The organism is Enterobacter sp. 120016, assembly GCF_018383635.1.
GTDB lineage: Bacteria > Pseudomonadota > Gammaproteobacteria > Enterobacterales > Enterobacteriaceae > Enterobacter > Enterobacter asburiae_D.
Genome location: NZ_JAHAWC010000026.1, coordinates 14,226 through 33,718 on the forward strand (window position 1 = coordinate 14,226; position 19,493 = coordinate 33,718).

At 55.6% G+C, this 19,493-nt stretch carries 18 protein-coding genes; 4 read left to right on the forward strand and 14 right to left on the reverse strand.

All coding sequences use genetic code 11. The features are described from left to right. Positions 1–30: 30 nt before the first annotated feature. Entirely contained in the window at positions 31–1,416 is a 1,386-nt protein-coding gene (gene rhlE, locus KIF87_RS22025) for an ATP-dependent RNA helicase RhlE (protein WP_193940187.1), read from the forward strand. Between the two features lie 97 nt (positions 1,417–1,513). After that, complete coding sequence (gene dinG / locus KIF87_RS22030) at positions 1,514–3,691, forward strand: ATP-dependent DNA helicase DinG (protein ID WP_213330695.1); 2,178 nt, start codon at positions 1,514–1,516, stop codon at positions 3,689–3,691. On the opposite strand, the gene KIF87_RS22035 is transcribed toward dinG, so the two are convergent. The 5 genes from KIF87_RS22035 to KIF87_RS22055 all read right to left on the reverse strand — a co-directional run bounded on the left by KIF87_RS22035 (position 3,678) and on the right by KIF87_RS22055 (position 9,049). Then, positions 3,678–4,181 (reverse strand): fimbrial protein, encoded by a 504-nt coding sequence (locus KIF87_RS22035; RefSeq protein ID WP_213330697.1) that lies wholly within the window; start codon positions 4,179–4,181, stop codon positions 3,678–3,680. The genes dinG and KIF87_RS22035 overlap by 14 nt on opposite strands. 5 nt (positions 4,182–4,186) lie before the next feature. Further along, positions 4,187–5,176, reverse strand: coding sequence for a fimbrial protein (locus KIF87_RS22040; RefSeq protein ID WP_213330699.1), 990 nt, complete (start codon positions 5,174–5,176; stop codon positions 4,187–4,189). Between the two features lie 22 nt (positions 5,177–5,198). Beyond that, complete coding sequence (locus KIF87_RS22045; protein ID WP_213330701.1) at positions 5,199–7,742, reverse strand: fimbria/pilus outer membrane usher protein; 2,544 nt, start codon at positions 7,740–7,742, stop codon at positions 5,199–5,201. 27 nt (positions 7,743–7,769) lie between these two features. Next, on the reverse strand, positions 7,770–8,444 hold the full coding sequence (locus KIF87_RS22050) for a fimbrial biogenesis chaperone (RefSeq protein WP_213330703.1): 675 nt from the start codon (positions 8,442–8,444) through the stop codon (positions 7,770–7,772). A 68-nt stretch (positions 8,445–8,512) separates the two neighbouring features. Further along, the gene (locus KIF87_RS22055) at positions 8,513–9,049 is read right to left on the reverse strand and encodes a fimbrial protein (RefSeq protein WP_024908718.1); all 537 of its coding nucleotides are present in this window, start codon (positions 9,047–9,049) and stop codon (positions 8,513–8,515) included. Positions 9,050–9,305: 256 nt separating this feature from the next. Between KIF87_RS22055 and ybiB the strand changes: the two genes are divergently transcribed. Then, positions 9,306–10,268, forward strand: a complete 963-nt coding sequence (gene ybiB, locus KIF87_RS22060; protein ID WP_213330705.1) for a DNA-binding protein YbiB — start codon at positions 9,306–9,308, stop codon at positions 10,266–10,268. Between the two features lie 116 nt (positions 10,269–10,384). Here ybiB and ybiJ read toward each other — a convergent pair whose 3' ends face one another. The 3 genes from ybiJ to mcbA all read right to left on the reverse strand — a co-directional run bounded on the left by ybiJ (position 10,385) and on the right by mcbA (position 11,586). Further along, positions 10,385–10,645: a DUF1471 family protein YbiJ gene (gene ybiJ, locus KIF87_RS22065; RefSeq protein WP_023310874.1), complete on the reverse strand. Its 261-nt coding sequence runs from the start codon at positions 10,643–10,645 to the stop codon at positions 10,385–10,387. A gap of 285 nt (positions 10,646–10,930) precedes the next feature. Beyond that, positions 10,931–11,197 (reverse strand): DksA/TraR family C4-type zinc finger protein, encoded by a 267-nt coding sequence (locus tag KIF87_RS22070; RefSeq protein ID WP_029739810.1) that lies wholly within the window; start codon positions 11,195–11,197, stop codon positions 10,931–10,933. 122 nt (positions 11,198–11,319) lie between these two features. Further along, a complete protein-coding gene (mcbA, locus tag KIF87_RS22075; RefSeq protein ID WP_032661263.1) occupies positions 11,320–11,586 on the reverse strand; it encodes a DUF1471 family periplasmic protein McbA in 267 nt (88 codons plus the stop codon). Between the two features lie 243 nt (positions 11,587–11,829). Between mcbA and rlmF the strand changes: the two genes are divergently transcribed. Beyond that, positions 11,830–12,741, forward strand: a complete 912-nt coding sequence (rlmF, locus tag KIF87_RS22080) for a 23S rRNA (adenine(1618)-N(6))-methyltransferase RlmF (RefSeq protein ID WP_047648307.1) — start codon at positions 11,830–11,832, stop codon at positions 12,739–12,741. 48 nt (positions 12,742–12,789) lie between these two features. Here the strand turns inward: rlmF and ybiO are convergent, their stop codons facing one another. The 6 genes from ybiO to rhtA all read right to left on the reverse strand — a co-directional run bounded on the left by ybiO (position 12,790) and on the right by rhtA (position 19,388). Beyond that, positions 12,790–15,003: a mechanosensitive channel protein gene (ybiO, locus tag KIF87_RS22085; RefSeq protein ID WP_213330707.1), complete on the reverse strand. Its 2,214-nt coding sequence runs from the start codon at positions 15,001–15,003 to the stop codon at positions 12,790–12,792. A 125-nt stretch (positions 15,004–15,128) separates the two neighbouring features. Continuing rightward, positions 15,129–15,851, reverse strand: a complete 723-nt coding sequence (glnQ, locus tag KIF87_RS22090; RefSeq protein ID WP_023310879.1) for a glutamine ABC transporter ATP-binding protein GlnQ — start codon at positions 15,849–15,851, stop codon at positions 15,129–15,131. Then, positions 15,848–16,507, reverse strand: coding sequence for a glutamine ABC transporter permease GlnP (gene glnP / locus KIF87_RS22095; protein ID WP_010428919.1), 660 nt, complete (start codon positions 16,505–16,507; stop codon positions 15,848–15,850). Before glnP ends, glnQ begins: the two co-directional genes overlap by 4 nt. An 84-nt stretch (positions 16,508–16,591) precedes the next feature. Continuing rightward, complete coding sequence (gene glnH / locus KIF87_RS22100; RefSeq protein WP_023310880.1) at positions 16,592–17,335, reverse strand: glutamine ABC transporter substrate-binding protein GlnH; 744 nt, start codon at positions 17,333–17,335, stop codon at positions 16,592–16,594. Positions 17,336–17,697: 362 nt separating this feature from the next. Continuing rightward, on the reverse strand, positions 17,698–18,201 hold the full coding sequence (gene dps, locus KIF87_RS22105) for a DNA starvation/stationary phase protection protein Dps (RefSeq protein ID WP_010428924.1): 504 nt from the start codon (positions 18,199–18,201) through the stop codon (positions 17,698–17,700). Positions 18,202–18,500: 299 nt separating this feature from the next. After that, positions 18,501–19,388: a threonine/homoserine exporter RhtA gene (gene rhtA, locus KIF87_RS22110; RefSeq protein ID WP_121425387.1), complete on the reverse strand. Its 888-nt coding sequence runs from the start codon at positions 19,386–19,388 to the stop codon at positions 18,501–18,503. Between the last annotated feature and the right edge of the window lie 105 nt (positions 19,389–19,493).

Sequence of the window (19,493 nt, forward strand, 5' to 3'; positions counted from 1 at the left end):
CTGTGATGGTCGGGGCGGTTCGGAGTTTTTATGTCTTTTGATTCCCTTGGCCTGAACCCGGAAATTCTGCGCGCGATCGCAGAACAGGGCTACGTTGAGCCAACCCCAATCCAGCAGCAGGCTATTCCTGCCGTCCTGCAGGGCCGTGACCTGATGGCCAGCGCCCAGACCGGCACCGGTAAAACCGCGGGCTTTACGCTGCCGCTGTTAGAGCTGCTGGTAAAAAACCAGCCGCACGCCAAAGGCCGTCGTCCGGTTCGTGCCCTGATCCTGACCCCAACCCGCGAGCTGGCGGCGCAGATTGGTGAGAACGTGCGTGAGTACAGCCGCTATCTCAACATTCGCTCGCTGGTGGTCTTCGGCGGCGTCAGCATCAACCCGCAGATGATGAAGCTGCGCAGCGGCGTTGACGTTTTGGTTGCTACCCCAGGTCGCCTGCTGGATCTGGAGCATCAGAACGCGGTTAAGCTGGACCAGGTTGAAATTCTGGTGCTGGACGAAGCCGACCGCATGCTCGACATGGGCTTCATCCACGATATTCGTCGCGTGCTGGCCAAGCTGCCTGCACGTCGTCAGAACCTGCTCTTCTCCGCGACCTTCTCCGACGAGATCAAGGCGCTGGCGGAAAAGCTGCTGCATAACCCGCTGGAAGTGGAAGTGGCGCGTCGCAACACCGCCTCTGAGCAGGTGACGCAGCACGTTCACTTTGTTGATAAAAAGCGCAAGCGGGAACTGCTCTCCCAGATGATCGGTCAGGGTAACTGGCAGCAGGTGCTGGTCTTTACCCGCACCAAGCACGGTGCCAACCACCTGGCGGAACAGCTGAATAAAGACGGCATCCGCAGCGCGGCGATCCACGGTAACAAGAGCCAGGGCGCGCGTACCCGTGCGCTGGCGGAATTCAAATCCGGCGACATCCGCGTGCTGGTGGCGACCGACATCGCTGCCCGTGGCCTCGACATTGAAGAGCTGCCGCACGTGGTGAACTACGAGCTGCCAAACGTGCCGGAAGATTACGTTCACCGTATCGGTCGTACCGGCCGCGCGGCGGCAACCGGTGAAGCGCTTTCTCTGGTCTGCGTGGATGAACACAAGCTGCTGCGCGACATCGAACGTCTGCTGAAGAAAGAGATCCCGCGCATCGAAACCCCGGGTTACGAAGTGGATCCGTCAATCAAAGCCGAGCCGATTCAGAACGGTCGTCAGGGCGGCGGTGGACGCGGTCAGGGCGGCGGCGGTCGCGGTCAGCAGCCGCGTCGTGCCGAAGGCGGCGCGCCGAAATCATCCGGCAAACCGCCGCGTCGCAACAACGACAGCAAACCGGCGGGTGAAAGCCCGTGGCGCAGCGGCGAAGGGAAACCGGCAGGGGAAGGGCAGCGTCGACGCCGCCCGCGTAAACCTGCTAACCCGCAGTAATCTGGAAGCCCGGTCGTAAAGCCGGGCTTTTCTTTTTGCGGGAGCGAAGAGAAAGTGCCACAATAGTGGCTGTTTATACAGTATTTCAGGTTTTCCAATGGCTTTAACCGCTGCGCTTAAGGCGCAAATTGGCGCATGGTACAAGGCGCTACAACAGCAGATCCCCGACTTTATCCCCCGAGCGCCGCAGCGGCAGATGATTGCTGACGTGGCCAAAACGCTCGCCGGGGACGACGGGCGACATCTGGCGATTGAAGCGCCGACCGGCGTCGGGAAAACCTTGTCGTATCTCATTCCCGGCATCGCGATTGCGCGGGAAGAGGACAAAACGCTGGTGGTCAGCACCGCCAACGTGGCGCTACAGGATCAGATCTTCAGTAAAGACTTACCGCTGCTGCGCAAAATCATCCCCGACCTGCGGTTTACGGCAGCCTTTGGGCGCGGGCGTTACGTGTGCCCGCGTAACCTGGCGGCGCTTGCCAGCAGCGAGCCGAATCAACAGGATCTGCTCGCGTTTCTGGATGACGAGCTAACGCCAAACAATAAGGCCGAGCAGGAGCAGTGTGCAAAACTCAAAGCCGAGCTCGACGGCTATAAGTGGGACGGCCTGCGGGATCACACCAGCCAGGCCATCAGCGACGACCTATGGCGCAGGCTCAGCACCGACAAAGCCAGCTGCCTGAACCGCAACTGTCACTACTACCGCGAGTGCCCGTTCTTTGTCGCCCGACGCGAAATTCAGGAGGCGGAGGTGGTTGTGGCAAACCACGCTCTGGTGATGGCCGCGCTTGAGAGCGAAGCGGTGCTGCCGGAGCCTAAAAACCTGCTGCTGGTGCTTGATGAAGGCCATCATCTACCGGACGTGGCGCGGGACGCGCTGGAGATGAGCGCCGAAATTACCGCCCCGTGGTTCCGCCTGCAGCTGGATCTCTTCTGCAAGCTGGTAGCGACCTGCATGGAGCAGTTCCGCCCGAAAACCACGCCGCCGCTGGCGGTGCCCGAGAGGCTGAGCGACCACTGCGAAGAGGTTTACGGCCTGATTGCCTCGCTCAACAACATTTTGAATCTTTATCTTCCGGCAACCCAGGAAGCTGAACACCGCTTTGCGATGGGAGAGCTACCGGAAGAGGTGATGGAGATCTGCCAGCAGCTGGCGAAGCATCTGGAAAAGCTGCGCGGGCTGGCGGAGATGTTCTTAAACGACCTGAGCGAGAAAACCGGCTCGCATGACGTGGTGCGTCTGCACCGCATTCTGCTGCAGATGAACCGCGCGCTGGGGATGTTCGAAGCGCAGAGCAAGCTCTGGCGGCTGGCCTCAATGGCGCAGGCGTCCGGCGCGCCGGTCACCAAATGGGCGACCCGCGACGTGCGCGACGGGCAGGTCCATCTCTTTTTCCACTGCGTGGGCATCCGCGTGGCCGATCAGCTGGAAAAGCTGATCTGGCGCAGCGTGCCGCACGTGGTTGTCACCTCTGCCACGCTGCGCTCCCTGAACAGTTTTTCTCGTTTGCAGGAGATGAGCGGGCTCAAAGAGAAAGCGGGCGACCGTTTTGTGGCGCTGGACTCGCCGTTTAACCACTGCGAGCAGGGCAAGCTGGTTATTCCGCGCATGACGTTTGAGCCGCTCATCGACAACGAGGAGCAGCACATTGCGGAGATGGCGGCCTACTTCCGCGAACAGGTCGAGAGTAAAAAGTACCCCGGCATGCTGGTGCTGTTTGCCAGCGGGCGGGCGATGCAGCGTTTCCTGGAGCACGTCACCGATCTGCGTTTACTCCTGCTGGTGCAGGGCGATCAGCCGCGCTACAGGCTGGTGGAAACCCACCGTAAGCGCATTGATAGCGGCGAGCGCAGCGTGCTGGTGGGGCTGCAGTCGTTTGCTGAAGGTCTGGATTTAAAAGGGGACTACCTGACGCAGGTGCATATCCATAAAATCGCCTTCCCGCCCATCGACAGCCCGGTGGTGATCACCGAAGGGGAGTGGCTGAAAAGCCTCAACCGCTATCCGTTTGAGGTGCAGAGTTTACCCGCGGCGTCGTTTAACCTGATTCAGCAGGTCGGGCGTCTGATTCGTAGCCACGGCTGCTGGGGAGAGGTGGTGATTTATGACAAACGTCTGCTCACCAAAAATTACGGCCAGCGGCTCCTGAACGCCCTGCCGATTTTCCCGATCGAACAGCCGGAGGTGCCGGAGGTAAAAAAACGCCCGGCAAAACTGGCCGCCGGGCGTAAGAAAAGCATCCGTGCTAAGGGGCGCGGTCCTACTGGTAAGTGAAGGTCACCTGAATCACGCTGCTGAACGTCCCGGCACTGACGGGCATAGAGGTGGCGTAATAGCGCGCGGAGAGGGGAAACGTCGCCGTGTGGTCACTCGGATTAATGGCGACGTTAAAGGCTGCCTGTGGGGCAATGAGGATCTTGTCCTGACGGTCAGCCAGCTCCAGCGCCAGCCCTTTCGCGCTGCCGGTATTGGCGAATTTTGTCGGGTGCGCGCTGTCTGCCTGGCCGTAGAAAAAGGCGGTGGCAAGCGCCAGCGTGGCCGGGCAGTGCGACACCGACAGGGAAAAGTCTTTCCACTCCCCGGTATCCCCCACGTCTTTAAAATTGCCCGACACCGCCTGGCCTAAATCCACCGTCAGGTTGCGGCTGGCGCTGTCGATGACGCAGGTGTTGGCGTAAATATTCCCCGTCATCTGAATCTGAATATCGTCGGCGCGTGCCTGAGCAATGAGCCCAAGCGCCAGGAGAGCAATGATTTTTTTCATATTGGTCACTTATAGGCGAGGGTGATGGTGGCAACGGTGTTGGCCGGTCCGGGCGTAACCATATCGCTGATCTGCTCGTAGCGAACGCTGAACGGAATGACCAGCGTTTCGTTGGCCACCGCTTCGCGTTGGGTGTTTACGTAGGTATCGAACGTGGCGATATTGTTGTCGAAAACCATTTGTACGCCGACGCCCGTTGCCATGCCGGTCTGCTGGGTGAGTTTCAGCACGCCTTCGAACGCCGTTTCATATCCGTTTGAGCTTGTCACTTTTACCTCGGGCTGCACGGTGGTGTCACAATTCACCGTGACGTCAAAATTTTGCGCCGGAGAAGAGAGTGCTCCCACGCTCACAAACGTACTGACCGGGAAATCGCCCAGATCAACCGTCAGATTTCTTGGCAGGACGGAGCAGGTGACCTGATGAAGAATGACGTTGCCGGAATACGCAATATCGTTTGGATTGCCAATCCCTTCATGGTCAAAAACGCCAATACCGAACCGGGTCTGGGCTTGTACCAGCGTGCCGGATGACACGGTATCGCTCGTTTTGACCAGCTCAAGCGTGACCTGAAAGCTAAACGACTGTGACCCGTCGGAAGAGACGTAGCCAATCGGCGTTCCGCGCGAATCGCACTGCACTCCGCCAGCGCCGCTAATACGTTGACCTTCTTCATTCATCAACGCCACGCCAATACCCGGCACGCCAGAATCGTATACGCCCTTCAGCCCCGGAATTTCCGCTCCCGAACCGTAATAGCAAGAGACAATCTCAAGACCTTTGTCGGCGCTTTGATCGCAATTACCGGCAACGTGAACGGTTTGCTCCGTCCCGGGGATGGTCTCACCAACGGCAAGCGTTGTCGGGACGGAGATCGAGGCCACGTTAATCATTTTCGGCATATCCGGCGAGGTGCAGGTCGCTTTGGCATGCGGCATAAATAACGCGGCGGTTCCGAGAACCAGTAAGAAAAAGCACTGTTTAATCATTTGCATAATGTTTCGCCTGAACGGTGGATCAGTGACACTGCGCGGCAGCGTTAATGATGCTGGTTTTCTCTTTCTCATCCGTTAGCGCATAGTCAGCGACGCAGTGCTCGCTCGCATCCTGTCCCCAGGAGACGGCAAGATGCCCTTGCTGTGGCAAACCTGAGAGGTAGGTCTGCCCGTCGTTACCGACAATAAACTCGCTGTCCTTATCGTCCGTGGTCACCGTTGCGCCGAAGGGCAGCGGTTTACCGTTGCGGGTGAGCGTCATCAGCACGCGACTGCCCACGCGGGTGCTAAAGCTGGCGCGCACCACGGCGCCGCGCGTTGGGGTCACCACCTGCGCCGCGTGCGTCACGTCGGCGTTGTCCGGCAGCGTTTCGGTATCCAGCGCAATCGTGTTGTGGCGATACGCGGTAACAAACGGCACGACGGTATAGCCGCGGAAATCGGTCTCCACGCCCGTCTGGTTAGCAATATGCGTTCCGTGCGTGCCGGGTGCTTTCACCAGCGCGATGGTTTCCCCCAGCGGCTGGCTCAGGGTGATGCCGTTCGCGTGGGCAACCACGCCGCCCTGCAGCCCGACATTCAGGGTTTGCTGATATTTGTCCTGGCTGACGCCGCCGCTCACTTCGCCGTAGGTGCCTTTGTAGTCGGCGTTCATGCTGGTCGAGTTACCGCTGCTGGTGCTGCTCAGCCCCTCCTGGATATTCCAGTTCAGCTTGTCTTCCTTCAGCGCCGTGCCGTTCAGGCCGATATTCTGCGTGGTGCCGTCTTTGGTATTGTTCAGGTTGTAGGTGGCCCAGGTGTTATGCATCCAGCGATCCAGCGGAACGGAGACGCTCAGCGAGAACTGGTTGTCGTTCGTCACTTGATTACCGTCTTCATCGCTGTCGTTGGTGTTTTTGTTCATGCTGTAGCTCAGGCTGTAGCTCACCCCGTGCCAGCTGTTGTTGTAGCTGACGCTCATGGAGGTCATGTCCTGGTTCTGGCTCCAGTAAGTCTCTTTCACCATGCTCAGGGTGACGGATCCCCAGCCTTCAGGCAGCGTCTGGTCGACGGTGGCCTCGGCTCGGGCGCGGCGCTGCTGGGGGGCAGACCAGTCGTCAGAGCGGGTATATGACTCCATGGTGTCTTCCAGGGTGTAAAACCCTTTGCTGTTGTAGCGATAGCCCGCGAGCGAGAAGTTGGTGCCTGAACCGGCAAAATCTTTGCTGTAGCGCACGCGCCAGGACTGGCCCTTGCTGGACTGCTGCTTTTTCAGCAGGGCTTTCGCGCGGGTGACGTCGATGGAGAACGCCCCGAGATCGCCCATGTTTTTCCCGGCGCCGAGCGCCTGGGACTGATAGTGGCTGCTCTGCTGAACGCCGCCGTAGGCGGTGAAACCATAGGGCAGGCCGTAGATCGCGCTGCCCTGGGCAAACGGCGTCTTCTCGACGTCTTTGTCGTAAGAACGGTACCGCCCGGCGGTCACGCTGTAGCGCAGGTTTTTTTCACGCTGCAGTACCGGCACGGAGGCATACGGCACCACGAAATGGCTTTCGCTGCCGTCGGTCTCTTTCACGGTGACCTGCAGATCGCCGCTGCTGCCGGTAGGGTAGAGATCGTTAATTTCAAACGCGCCGGGGGCGACCGTGTTCTGATAAATGACGTAGCCGTTCTGGCGAACCATCACCAGCGCGTTGCTGTGTGCGGTGCCGCGAATGATCGGCGCATAGCCTTTCTCGCTGTCCGGCAGCATGTCGCTGTCGGATTTAAGCTCCACGCCGGTGTAGGGCACGCTGTCAAAAACATCAGAAGGCGAAGAGCTTTGCCCAACGGTGAGATCGCTCTTCATCGCCACGATATCGCGCTGGGCGTAGGTATAAACGGAGGAGAATTTTTGCTGCTCTTCCTTGCCCTGGGTGCTGCGATTCCACGTGGAGTAGTTGCGTACGCGCCAGGCACCGACGTTAAAACCGGGACGCAGGTTAACGTACTGGCTGCTGTTATCCTCCTCGCCCGGCTGACGCGCATGGCTCTGGCTGGCGGTCGCGCTGTAGTTGAGAATGCCTGCGGTGATCCCCTCGTCGAATTCTTTCGGGTCGATATAGCCGCGTGGAACCTGGCCCAGGGCCAGCTGTGGAATACTGAGCAGCAGCTGCTGATTGCGAACGTGAAACGACGCGGAGGCTGCCGGGATGGCGGTTAAATCAGCGCACTGGCCTTTTGCCATCAGCGCCGGATATTTTCGAGTTTTGATCCCAAGGCTTTTTAAATCGCTCAGGCTGAAGCAGGGCTGAAGTGAACTGCTGCCGTGTGAATCTTTTTGCAATGTGAACGTGACGTCGCGGGTATCAATTTTATTATTGTTAATAAAGATAGCGACCTGATATTTACCCGGTGCCTGCCCAGGCCCTTTTTCGTAAACCGACAGATCGGTCTTACCCTGCTGCGGATTATCAATATCCAGCAGCGCCGGGTTAAAATAATCATCAGCCATAGCCTGCTGCGCAAAAAACATCATTGCCAGGCCACAGAGAATGACCAGCAGGGATGAAATTCGGCAGGTGAACGGCTTTTTATGGCTGTACATGATTATCGTAATTATCTGTGTGTGATATTAGTGGACTGATTTCGACCAGGTCTGGCTGATGCTGCCGTAATCCGTAATAATGGAATACGCCACAGTGGAACCGCTGGCGTTGCGCGGTAAGGCAAAATGCGTTTCCGTTTTCGGAATTGCCCAGGTGGCTTTATCCACTTTCTGGCCGTTCAGCGTCACCTTCTGGAAATTCATATAGAAAGGCGTCGGGTTATTAACGACCAGATCGTTACCCTCGCGATGCCACTCAAGTTTATTGGCGACATCTTCCGGTTTGTCTTTCACCGCCGATGGGCGATACAACAATTTAATACGCGTATTAATGGCTATTTGCAGGGTATTCATCCCGTCAACGTGCTTAGACGAAGGGATGGCTTTGATATTCAGCCAGTACAAGGATTCACGGTCTTCCGGTAAATTACCGCCGGTGCGCACCACGCGCAGAACGTTATCCTCTTTCGCATCCAGGCGAAAAAGCGGGGGGGTGATCAGGAAAGGGGCTTTGGCCAGGTTTTTACCGCCAGAGTCGACCCAGGACTGTACCAGATAATCCGTTGTATCCGGGTTTGAAAGACCAAGAGACGATTCCTTTTTATCCCCCTGGTAGACCAGACGTGTGCCATTAATAATGACACCTGCGTGTGCAGTGGCGGCCGCCAGTAAAAGCGTGCTCAGTAAATAAGCGTGGCGCATAAATATTTCTCAATAATAGAAGAGATATTAACGCGTATAAACGCGTTAATATCTCAGGATTGATAATATCAGTTATAGATAACGGTGAAGGTCGAAACGGAGTTAGCCGGACCTGCGGTAATCGCGGCCCCGGTTTGAATATAGCGGGCACCGAATATCAGGTCGTTAACCGCCGTACCGGAGGCTAACGGATATTGCTGAGAAGGGGTGTACAGACTCACCGGCTGCTCGGACGCGTCAACCAGCTGAATAGCTACACCCGTTGCCGCATCCACGTCCGGCGTTAATGCCAGCGTAGCGTTGTTATTCGCATCCGGCGTTCCGCCGAAGTTAATCGCGGCGGAGGTAACGGTTTCCGGACAGTCTTTTAACTGAATATCGAACTTCGTTAACGTGCTGGTGGAGCCTGCGCCGGTAAATACCGTTTTAGAGACTTTGCCTAACTGAACGTTTAACGGATTACTTAACCCATTAACCACCTGACACGCTGAATCAATAATTTCCCCGGTGAAGTTGATCTGACCTTCGCCGTTTGTTGCCGCAAATGCGGATGCAGAACACCCCACCGCTGCGGCGATGAATAAACCTAAAGCAACCTTGTTCATAGTGAATCCTGGTATGTTGCGGGTGCGAACGTTGCCTGGACGTTTTCACCGTTGACCTTTAATGACTTTCCGGTGGCTATTTAATCAAAAAATGTATGGCTAAGAATCTTCTATAGAAATCACAAATAATTGAAAAATTGCTTGTGTTTATTTTTTTTCATTAAAACAGCGTGTTGGGTTCGGGGATAAAACACTAACGGCCAGGCAATCATCAGGGCTATATTGTTAACAAGATGATGCTGTCAGGAGAGAAGTCGTGGATTATCGCAAAATTATCAAAGAGGTAGGGCGCGGGAAAAATCATGCCCGCGATCTGGACCATGAAACCGCGCGTGCGCTTTATACCCGCATGCTTGAGGGCGACGTCCCCGACCTGGAGATGGGGGGCATTCTGATCGCGCTGCGTATCAAAGGGGAAGGTGAGGCGGAGATGCGCGGGTTCTATGAAGCCATGCAGGCGCAAACGCTGCGCTTAACGCCGCCCGTGGCAAAGCCGATGCCGATCGTCATCCCGAGCTACAACGGCGCGCGCAAGCAGGCAAATTTAACCCCGCTGCTCGCTATCTTATTACACAAGCTGGGGTTCCCGGTGGTGGTGCACGGCGTAAGTGAAGATTCCACCCGCGTGCTGACGGAGACCATTTTCGGGATGCTGGGCATCGAGCCAACGCGTCATGCCGGTCAGGCGCAGGCGAAGCTGGATGGTCATCAGCCTGTTTATATCCCGGTCGGCACACTTTGCCCGCCGCTGGAAAAGCAGCTCGATATGCGCTGGCGCATGGGCGTGCGCAACAGCGCGCACACGCTGGCGAAACTGGCCACGCCGTTTGGCGAAGATGCCGCCCTGCGTCTCTCCAGCGTTTCGCACCCGGAATACGTGGCGCGCGTGGGGCAGTTCTTTGAGGCTATTGGCGGAAGGGCGTTGCTGATGCACGGCACGGAGGGCGAGGTTTATGCGAACCCGCAGCGCTGCCCGCAGGTGATGCTGATCGATTCTGCCGGTACGCGCGCCGTTCTGGAACGCGGGGAAGAGAATACCGGTGTGATATTGCCTGAGGCAAAAGATCCCCATACTACAGCCCACTGGATTGAGCAGTGCCTTGCCGGAAATGTTCCTGTTCCGCATTCGATCAAGCTGCAGATGGCCTGCTGTTTGCTGGCAACCGGAGAAGTGGAATCCGTCCAGGCCGGGCTTGAACGCGTGGCGCAGGCGTTTTAGACAAAAAAAAAGCCCGTCCAGTGGCGGACGGGCAAGCAAGGGTAACAACAACAGGGTCAATGAGGGTGGAGCAGCTCACCAGAGGGTATGGCGAGGTACAGCATTCATTCAGTCGATTATTTGTAGATAACCGCGGTACCGCTCAGCTTGTTATTGCCGTTAGCGGAGGTAATGGTGTATCCGCTTGCACCGGCAGCAGCGGCTTTCTCAGCCAGTTTGGCTTCCAGACCGTCCAGGGTGGTGGCGCCATCAGCACTGACCACACCGACTTTGTTCATGTTCTGTGCCTGAGTAGAAGAGACAGGCTCTACGGCGAAAGCGCCGAAAGACAGAGCGGACAGGGCAACAGCAGCTACAGCATATTTGATGGTTTTCATAATTAATCTCTCGCAGGTGTTTCTGTTAAGGGGACGATGTTCCGTCGATGTGATAAGTATCACGGTTTTTCGCGAGTGATAAAATCGAAGAGAATTGACGTGGTTGCTCAAAAAAATTGAATGACAAATAACTTATTGAATATTAATAAATTCAAAGCACCGCTTTACACTTCTTGCGGATGCGCTTTACAGAAGCGAGATGAAGGGCACGTTTTGCTACGCGTCTGGCTAAAAACCGTGAGCGTAAAGGAACGCGCGGGCTCGGTTAGCTTTGGTAAAGCAAAGTCAACGTAACTGGCTGTCTTTCGAACCTCTGCGATTATATCCCGAGTGTGATGCATTTTTTGAATCTTTATGCTGCTGGCACGTGATGCAAAGCCGCACGCCGGGAATGGCTTTTCGGCGCGCCTCCGGAATAGGTTCTCCGCATTCTTCGCATTCCGTTAAGCTTTCGCCGCGCGGAATTTCACCTCGGGCACGCGCAACCGCATCTTCAATTGTACTGTTGATCTGTTCGTTAACAGCGTCGTCATTTGCCCAGCCGGAAGCCATAGCGTCCTCCTGATATCGGTTTAGGCCATACGTTTACTATGGGGTTAAAAAATGAACAAACAAGGCGAAGGGAGAAGAGAACTGCACCCGTTGGGCAGATGCAGTCTTGTGGAAGAGACAGGTTATTTATAAATGGTCGCAGTGCCGTACATATGGTTATCTCCGCCAGCGGAGTTCACCACGAATCCTTTTGCACCTTCCTGACGGGCTTTTTCGGCGAGCTTAGCCTGCAGATCGTCAAGGTTACTGGCACGGCTTACCGAAACGGTGCCCGCAGGACGTAGCTGGCTAGTATCGGTACTCTGGGTCAGTGACTGAACGGCCATGGCAGAGAAGGACGCGGTCGCCAGGGCGGCTGCGATAACAGCAAGGGTCAGGTACTTTTTCATAATCACATCCTCATGAGGAAACAACAGGTGATTCCCTTTAAGTTTAGAAGCCTGACGAATGTGACTTAGCGCAAATATTTGATGATGATCTGCTTATTTTTTGAACGATATAAATTGACAATTTGCTGACGGATCATAGACATAAAGGTATTTGATTTATGGCGAGTTTTTGAGCGTCGCAGAGAAAGATTTACCGTTGGGCCTGCAAAGGGTATCTTACGCCGCTGTTTAAAGGAGAATGCCATGACTGCCCAAAAGCCGGGATTGCACCCGCGAAATCGCCACCGCAGCCGCTACGACATGAACGCGTTGTGCCTGAGCTGCCCGCCGCTGCAGGACTATCTTGTTCAGACCCCAGCGGGTGAACCCTCGGTCAATTTTGCTGACCCGCAGGCGGTTAAAATGCTGAACAAAGCCCTGCTGGCGCATTTTTACGGTGTGGCTCACTGGGATATTCCGGAAGGCTTTCTCTGTCCACCTGTACCGGGCCGCGCTGACTACGTTCATCACCTTGCCGACCTTCTTGCCGAAGGCAATGAGGGTGTCGTTCCACAGCAGGCTACCATTCTGGATATTGGCACCGGGGCGAACCTGATTTACCCGCTGATCGGCGCGCACGAATATCAGTGGCGTTTTACCGGAAGCGAAATCGGTGACGAGGCCTTTGCGAGTGCTCAGGCGATTATCAGCGCTAACCCGGGATTAAGCCGCGCCATTCGCCTGCGCCGTCAGAAAGACGCGGCGTCGATCTTCAACGGCATTATTCACAAAAACGAAAGCTATGACGCCACGATGTGCAATCCGCCGTTCCATGATTCGGCGGCATCGGCCCGTGCGGGCAGCGAGCGCAAGCGCCGTAACCTGGGCCAGGCCGAGGATGCCGCGCTGAACTTCGGCGGTCAGCAGCAGGAGCTCTGGTGTGAAGGGGGCGAAGTCGCGTTTATCCTGCGAATGATTGCGGAAAGCAAACAGTTTGGCCGTCAGGTGAAGTGGTTTACGACGCTGGTTTCCCGTGGAGATAACCTGCCACCGCTCTACCGCGCGCTGACCGAAGCGGGCGCCGTAAAAGTGGTGAAAAAAGAGATGGCGCAGGGCCAGAAACAGAGCCGCTTTATCGCTTGGACGTTCATGGACAATCACAAACGTCGCAAATAGCACTCCGTCGTAGGCCGGGTAAGGCGAAGCCGCCACCCGGCAACCAGGTTACAGCGTCGGCTCCTGCGGAGGGAGCGGCGATGCGGGCGGCGGCAATACCTGATAGGTCTGCACGGGCATCCGCACGTTCGCCAGATCAAAGTGTTTCTTCACCATGCCGTCGAGCGCAAAGCGCACCGTCCACTGCTTCAGCGGCTGGGTGGTGAACGACACGCGCAGGGTAAACGCCGTGTTCGTCAGCCCGACGATGCCGGCAAATGATGGCTCTCCGATCACCAGCCCGCGAATATCCTCCATCTCCATCAGTTCTTCTACCGCATCGCGCAGCGCCTGCTTCGCTTTGTCAGCATCCTCGTGGCGATCCACATCGTAGTTCGCCACAACGGAACCAATGCCGCGCACAAAGTTGGCGAAGGTGGTGATCGAAGACCAGGGAATGATGTGGTACGCCCCGGTGTCCTGGCGCACGCCAACCGAACGGATGGACATCCTCTCCACGGTGCCGGTTAACGGCCCGATGGTCACCAGATCGCCCGTGTTCATCCCGTTCTCAAACTGGATAAAGATGCCGGTAATAATATCCTTCACCAGCGTTTGCGAACCAAAGGAGATGGCCAGCCCCAGGGCACCGGCACCCGCCAGCAGCGGGGCGATATTCACGCCGATTTCCGACAGCACGATCATGATGGTGATGGTGCTGATAATCACCGCCAGCGCGTTGCGGAACAGCGTTAACAGCGTTCTTGCCCGCGCGCTGGGCAGGGGCCTGCCGTGAATATCCGAGACCAGACGGTTCTCAATAAGGCTCGCCAGCAGCGTCCAGCCGACGGCGGAGAAGAACAAAATCAGCGCGATGCGAATCAGGATATCGACCGTTTTTTCACCCGCACCGTTGTGCAGCCAGTTCCAGAAATCAAACAGGCTCCACGCATTCAGGAGCAGCATAATCGCCACGCAGACGGTAAGAATGCGCGCCACTTTGAGCGATACCGACATCCAGCCGTTTACCCGCTTTTGCAGTTCCGGGTAACTACGCTGGACCTGCGGCGACAGGGTGATGGTTTTCGAGATCCAGCGCGACAGCAGCCCCGACACAAAGGCCGCGATGCCGATAATGGCCAGGCTTTTGAACGTCGCCCCCATCATAAATTTCAGGCTATTGCCCGGGTCAAACAGCGAGAAGAAGCACAGTACGATGAAGTAAGCGCTTGCCAGCCAGTGCCACACCAGGGCGAACGCACGAATAAAGAGGCTAAAGAACGAGAGGGAGCGATCGGCCAGATTCAGCAGGCTTTGGGTAATGATTTTTTTATTGTGGAAGATAAGGTACAGCGACCAGACGGTAATGCAGATCATGATCAGCACGTTTGCCAGCGCGCCAAACTGGACGTTCACCTGGTTGGAGATGATCGGCACGGCAACCAGCAGACCGTAGCCAATCAGCCCGCTGAGCACGCTCAGGCGCAGCGCCCAGTACTTTGCACTCGCATCCCGAATGGAGAAAGGACGCAGCTCCGGCACGTGCGGACAAAAGAGTAACCGCAGCAGCGCCTTGAAGAACTCAATCAGGGCAAAGGCGTTCAGGAAAAGCGATTGCTGGAAGGCGATGGTTTTATTGCCTGCATTCAGCCTGTCGGCCAGCATCTGGCCTAAAAACAGCGTCAACGCCAGCAGCAGTAAATCGATGATAAACGCTGAGGCTATCATCAACGGCAGGTGCAGCCAGCTGCTTTTCTGCTGATTCTTCCTGCGTCCCCATTGCCCCATTTTGCGGTACAGCGGCCACGCGCACAGGCGCACCAGCCAGTAAAAAAGGAATACCGCACCCGCCAGCATCAGGAACTGCGTGGCGGCGGCGGTGAACGTTTGCGGATTAAATGCCTTATGCGGTGAGCCAATCAGGTTGCGGTAAAGCTGAGCGAAACGCGAGGAGAGGGCTTCCCCGTAGTGGCGGCTCACGTCGGTGACGTTTTCCAGCACCGTTTTTTGCTCCTCCACTTGTGGAGGTGTGAGGGTTGGCACCGACGCCTGCGGCGGTGTGGCGGCCACTTTCCGCAGCTGACCAATGAGTTCCTGTCGGGAGGTGTCGTTCTCGAGGACGTCAGCAAGCGCGCTGTAGGCCGCTTTTTTTTGTTCAACATCCGGCTCCGGAGGCGGCGTACTTTGCTGGCTGGCGGTTGTTCCGGTGGTCACACCGGGGATCGCGACGGCGAACGATGGCGCACTAAACAGGCTAATCAACAGCAACAGGATCCACGGCACGGCGTCCTCCGGTGAAAATGTCGAACAAAATGATAAGTATAGAGGTCGAGGCGAGGAGGGGGATTTTTGAGAACAATCTGGCGTAAAAAAGCCGGGCATGCCCGGCTTACGTGTGAAGCTAACGATCAGGATACGTGCTGCAGGAACTCCTGCAAACGCTGGCTCGGCGGGTTCGCGATCAGCTCCTGTGGGTTACCGTCTTCCGCGATGCGGCCTTTATCAATAAAAATCAGGCGGGACGCCACTTTCTCAGCAAAGCCGATTTCGTGGGTCACGATCACCATCGTCATCCCTTCTTCTGCCAGATCCTGCATGACTTTCAGCACCTCGTGACGCAGCTCCGGGTCGAGTGCGGACGTAGGCTCATCAAACAGCATCATTTTCGGCTTGACCGCCAGGGCGCGGGCAATCGCCACACGCTGCTGTTGACCACCGGACAGCTCGGAAGGGTAGTGGTGCGCACGTTCTGCCAGGCCGACTTTTGCCAGCAGATCTTTTGCCAGCGCTTCCGCCGCCGCTTTGCTGGCACCGCGCACGCGCAGTGGGCCAAACATCACGTTTTCCAGCGCCGTCAGGTGCGGGAACAGGTAGAACTGCTGGAACACCATGCCCGCTTCCTGGCGAATCAGACGGTCATCCACTTTCGGGTCGTTCACCTTCAGGCCGTCGACGATCAGATCGCCGCTGGTGATCTCTTCCAGCTTGTTGATGCAGCGCAGCAGGGTGGATTTACCGGAGCCGGATGGCCCAATAATGACCACTACTTCACCCTGTTTAATGTTCAGATCAATATTGTGCAGCACCTGGGTTGGGCCAAAGTGCTTGGAAACGTTTTTAAATTCAATCACAGGATTTTCATCCTTCTTTCAAGACGACGCAGAACGAAGCTCAGAACCAGAGTAATGATCAGGTAGACAACGGCTACCGCACTCCAGATTTCCAGCGCGCGGAAGTTGCCAGCAATGATCTCCTGACCCTGACGGGTCAGCTCGGCCACGCCGATAACAATGAACAGCGACGTATCTTTAATGCTGATGATCCACTGGTTACCGAGCGGCGGCAGCATGCGGCGCAGCGCCAGCGGCAGAATAACGTGGCGGATCGTTTCGCGACGAGAAAGACCTAACGCCAGACCGGCTTCACTGAAACCTTTATGAATCGACAGCACCGCACCGCGGGTGATTTCCGCAATATAGGCGCCTGAGTTGATCATAATGGTGACGACGGCTGCGCTGAACGGGTCGATGCGCAGGTCATTGAATGCCATTGGCAGGGCGAAGTAGATGAACATGACCTGCACGACAATAGGGGTGCCGCGGATCACTTCGATGAAAACCAGTGCGATGTGGTTTGCAATCCAGCCGCCGTAGGTGCGAGCGAAACCGGCGACAAGACCGATAATCAACCCACCAACCAGACCCAGGACCGAAATCCACAGGGTCATTTTAGCGCCTTCAAGCAAGAGTGGAATGGCAGGCCAGATGGCGCTCCAGTCAAACTGCATGATAATTTCCTGTTACTGTTACCGTGTTTCAAAAATAGCAGGGGCGAAAGGTCGCCCCCGAGTGAACGTCATTTTTACGTCTTATTATTTAGGCTCGGTACCGAACCATTTTTTGTAGATTTCGTTATAGGTGCCGTTCTCTTTCAGCGTTTTCAGCGCGCCGTTAACTTTCGTGCGCAGGTCGTCGCTGCCTTTCGGGAACGCGATACCGTACTGCTGTGCTTCCAGAGACTCGCCAACGGCTTTGAACTTGCCGTTACCGGCTGTTTTGATGAAGTACAGGATGTTAGGGGTGTCGTGCAGAACAGCGTCAGCACGGTTGGTGCCGAGTTCCATGTACGCGTTGTCGATGTTCGGGAACTGACGCAGGTCTTTGGTTTTGATATTTGCTTTCGCGTAATCAACAGAACCGGTGCCGCTCTTCACTGCCACCACTTTGCCGTCGAGATCTTTCACGCTTTTTACGTCGTTATTATCGGCTTTGACCATGACCAGCAGGCCGCTTTTGTAGTAGCCGTCAGAGAAGTCGATCGCTTTTTTACGTTCATCGGTAATGGTGATGCCTGCCAGCGCCAGATCAACGTTCTTGGTTTGCAGTGCCGGGATGATGCCGCTGAAGTCCATCGGCTTCAGGGTGTAATCCAGCTTGAGTTCTTTTGCGACAGCGGCCCACAGATCCACATCAAAACCAACGTATTTATCACCCTGTTTGAATTCAAACGGAACGAACGCCGTGTCGGTCGCCACAACCAGTTTGTCGGCAGCCTGAGAGGACACTGCAAAAGCCAGGGTAAGTGCAGCCAGTGAAACTTTTAATACAGACTTCATAGCATTTCCTTTTATATCCACGGGGCGATCCCCTGCGAGAACAGGTGGCACAATGAAAAAATCGTGCCAACTTTACAAGCTGTTGTTTTGCAAAGGGGATGATGTCATGCATTGCACAATAAATGGGGCAATGAGCTTTTATTGCACCAAAGTGAAGCACTGTTTTGGTGCGCTTCGTTTGGCTCAACTGACGGGGAGATATTTAGCGTAAATTCTGACGAAAAAACAATCTTCCGTTAACGGTTGTGTGAAGTGATTATTACATTTCGTTCACTTTTGCAGGTGTGCAGACAAAAACTGTGCACCATAGATGTGCAAAACCCTCACCGGAGGGCGAGGGTTTGATAGCAAATTCGTATGAATTACTCGATGTTAGATTCGATAAACCACAGGAACTGATCCAGGTCGCGGGATGCGGCGGTGAAAATGTCTGCGGTATCTTCGTCTTTGGCTTCGCCAATCGCTTTGCGCACGTCATTGGCCACAATCGCGTAGCGGTCCGCCAGCTCTTTCAGGTGATCCTGAACGGTATGGATATCCAGCGGATAACTCTTCAGCGGCGTTTTGCTGTTGATCACCTGCGTGGTACCCAGCGCCACGCCGCCTAGCTGAACGGCACGTTCAGCCATCGTATCGAGGTGGGTAACCAGTGCTGTGCGGAAGCCATCCAGCATTTCATGAACGGCAATAAAGTTTGCACCGCGCATATTCCAGTGGGCCTGTTTGGTGATCAGCGAAAGATCGATGAACTGGATCACCTGGCGATTCAGCAACTCAATGGTCGCTTTTTTGTCGCTATCCGATACATCGTTACGGGTATAAAGCAGATTAGACGCTTTCGTTTTCACCAGTTTAGCGGTACTCATAATCTCATATCCTCTTGATGTTTATGTCCCAGGTAATTACGGAACTAAGTATAGCACCGGATTTTTTGTCTGCGGTTTGGCTGTGCCTATCGGTTTAATAGCGAGAAGGGTGTTGAGAATTTAAACTATTGAAATTGATAAATATTTTTTAAATTGATACAGATCAATCTTAATTGCTCGAGGGGGACGTAAACGCAGAGGGATATTTCGAAAATAGCGCAAAGTATGTAAAAAATTATAACGTTTGTCTTTCTGGCCTTTATTCTGCATGGCGTGGAAGCCATGCAGAATATATGGCCTTAGCTGATATCCACTTTCTCAACTTTAGGTTCAGGGCGCATGGTGAGCGTCGAGCCCATTGATGCCGCGATAATCGAGCAGAGCGCCAGCGTCTGGGTCAATGTGAGGGTTTCGCCGAGAAACACCATCCCGGAAATGGCGGCTAGCGCAGGCTCCATGCTCATCAGGGTGCCAAATATGCGTGTCGGCAGACGCGTAAGGGCAATCATCTCCAGAGAGTAGGGGAGTGCGGTAGAGAGAATCGCGACCGCCAGCCCGATGGGCATGACGGACCATTGCCAGATAGATTCTGTAGCCTGCGCCATGCCGATGGGCACAAAGACGATGGCAGCGATCAGTGACCCCAACGCGACGGTCGCCGGACCGTGCTCTTCTCCCGCACGCTGGCCCGTGAGTATATAGACGGCCCAGCAGGCGCCTGCACCCAGCGCCAGGGCTGCGCCCGTCAGATCAATCTCAGCGACACTCTGGCCCAGGGGAAGCAGGAACCATAATCCCAGCACGGCTAACACGACCCAGATAAAATCGACCGCACGTCGCGAGGAGAAAAGCGCCACCGCCAGCGGGCCGGTAAACTCCAGCGCGACGGCGATCCCCAGCGGTATCGTCTGAATAGAGAGGTAGAACAGATAGTTCATTGCCCCCAGGGAGAGTCCATAAAACAGCAGGGGTAAACGCTGCTCCTTTTTGAAGCGCAGACGCCAGGGTTTGAAAATGACCACCAGTATCGCCGTGCCCAGCACGATACGCAGGGCGGTGACCCCAGGCGCGCCTACCAGCGGAAAAAGTGATTTTGCAAGCGAAGCACCGCTTTGAATGGACAACATGGCAATGAGTATGACTGCGACCGGCAACCAGACCGACGACGTGCGGGATAACCCAGGCATCCTTTCTCCTGTCAGCTTATGTCAAATGAGGTAATGGTTGCAGTGTAAAGGAAATAAGCGGCAACGGTTGAGGCGCTGTTGAAAAAAAACCTCGTGAAATCCGTA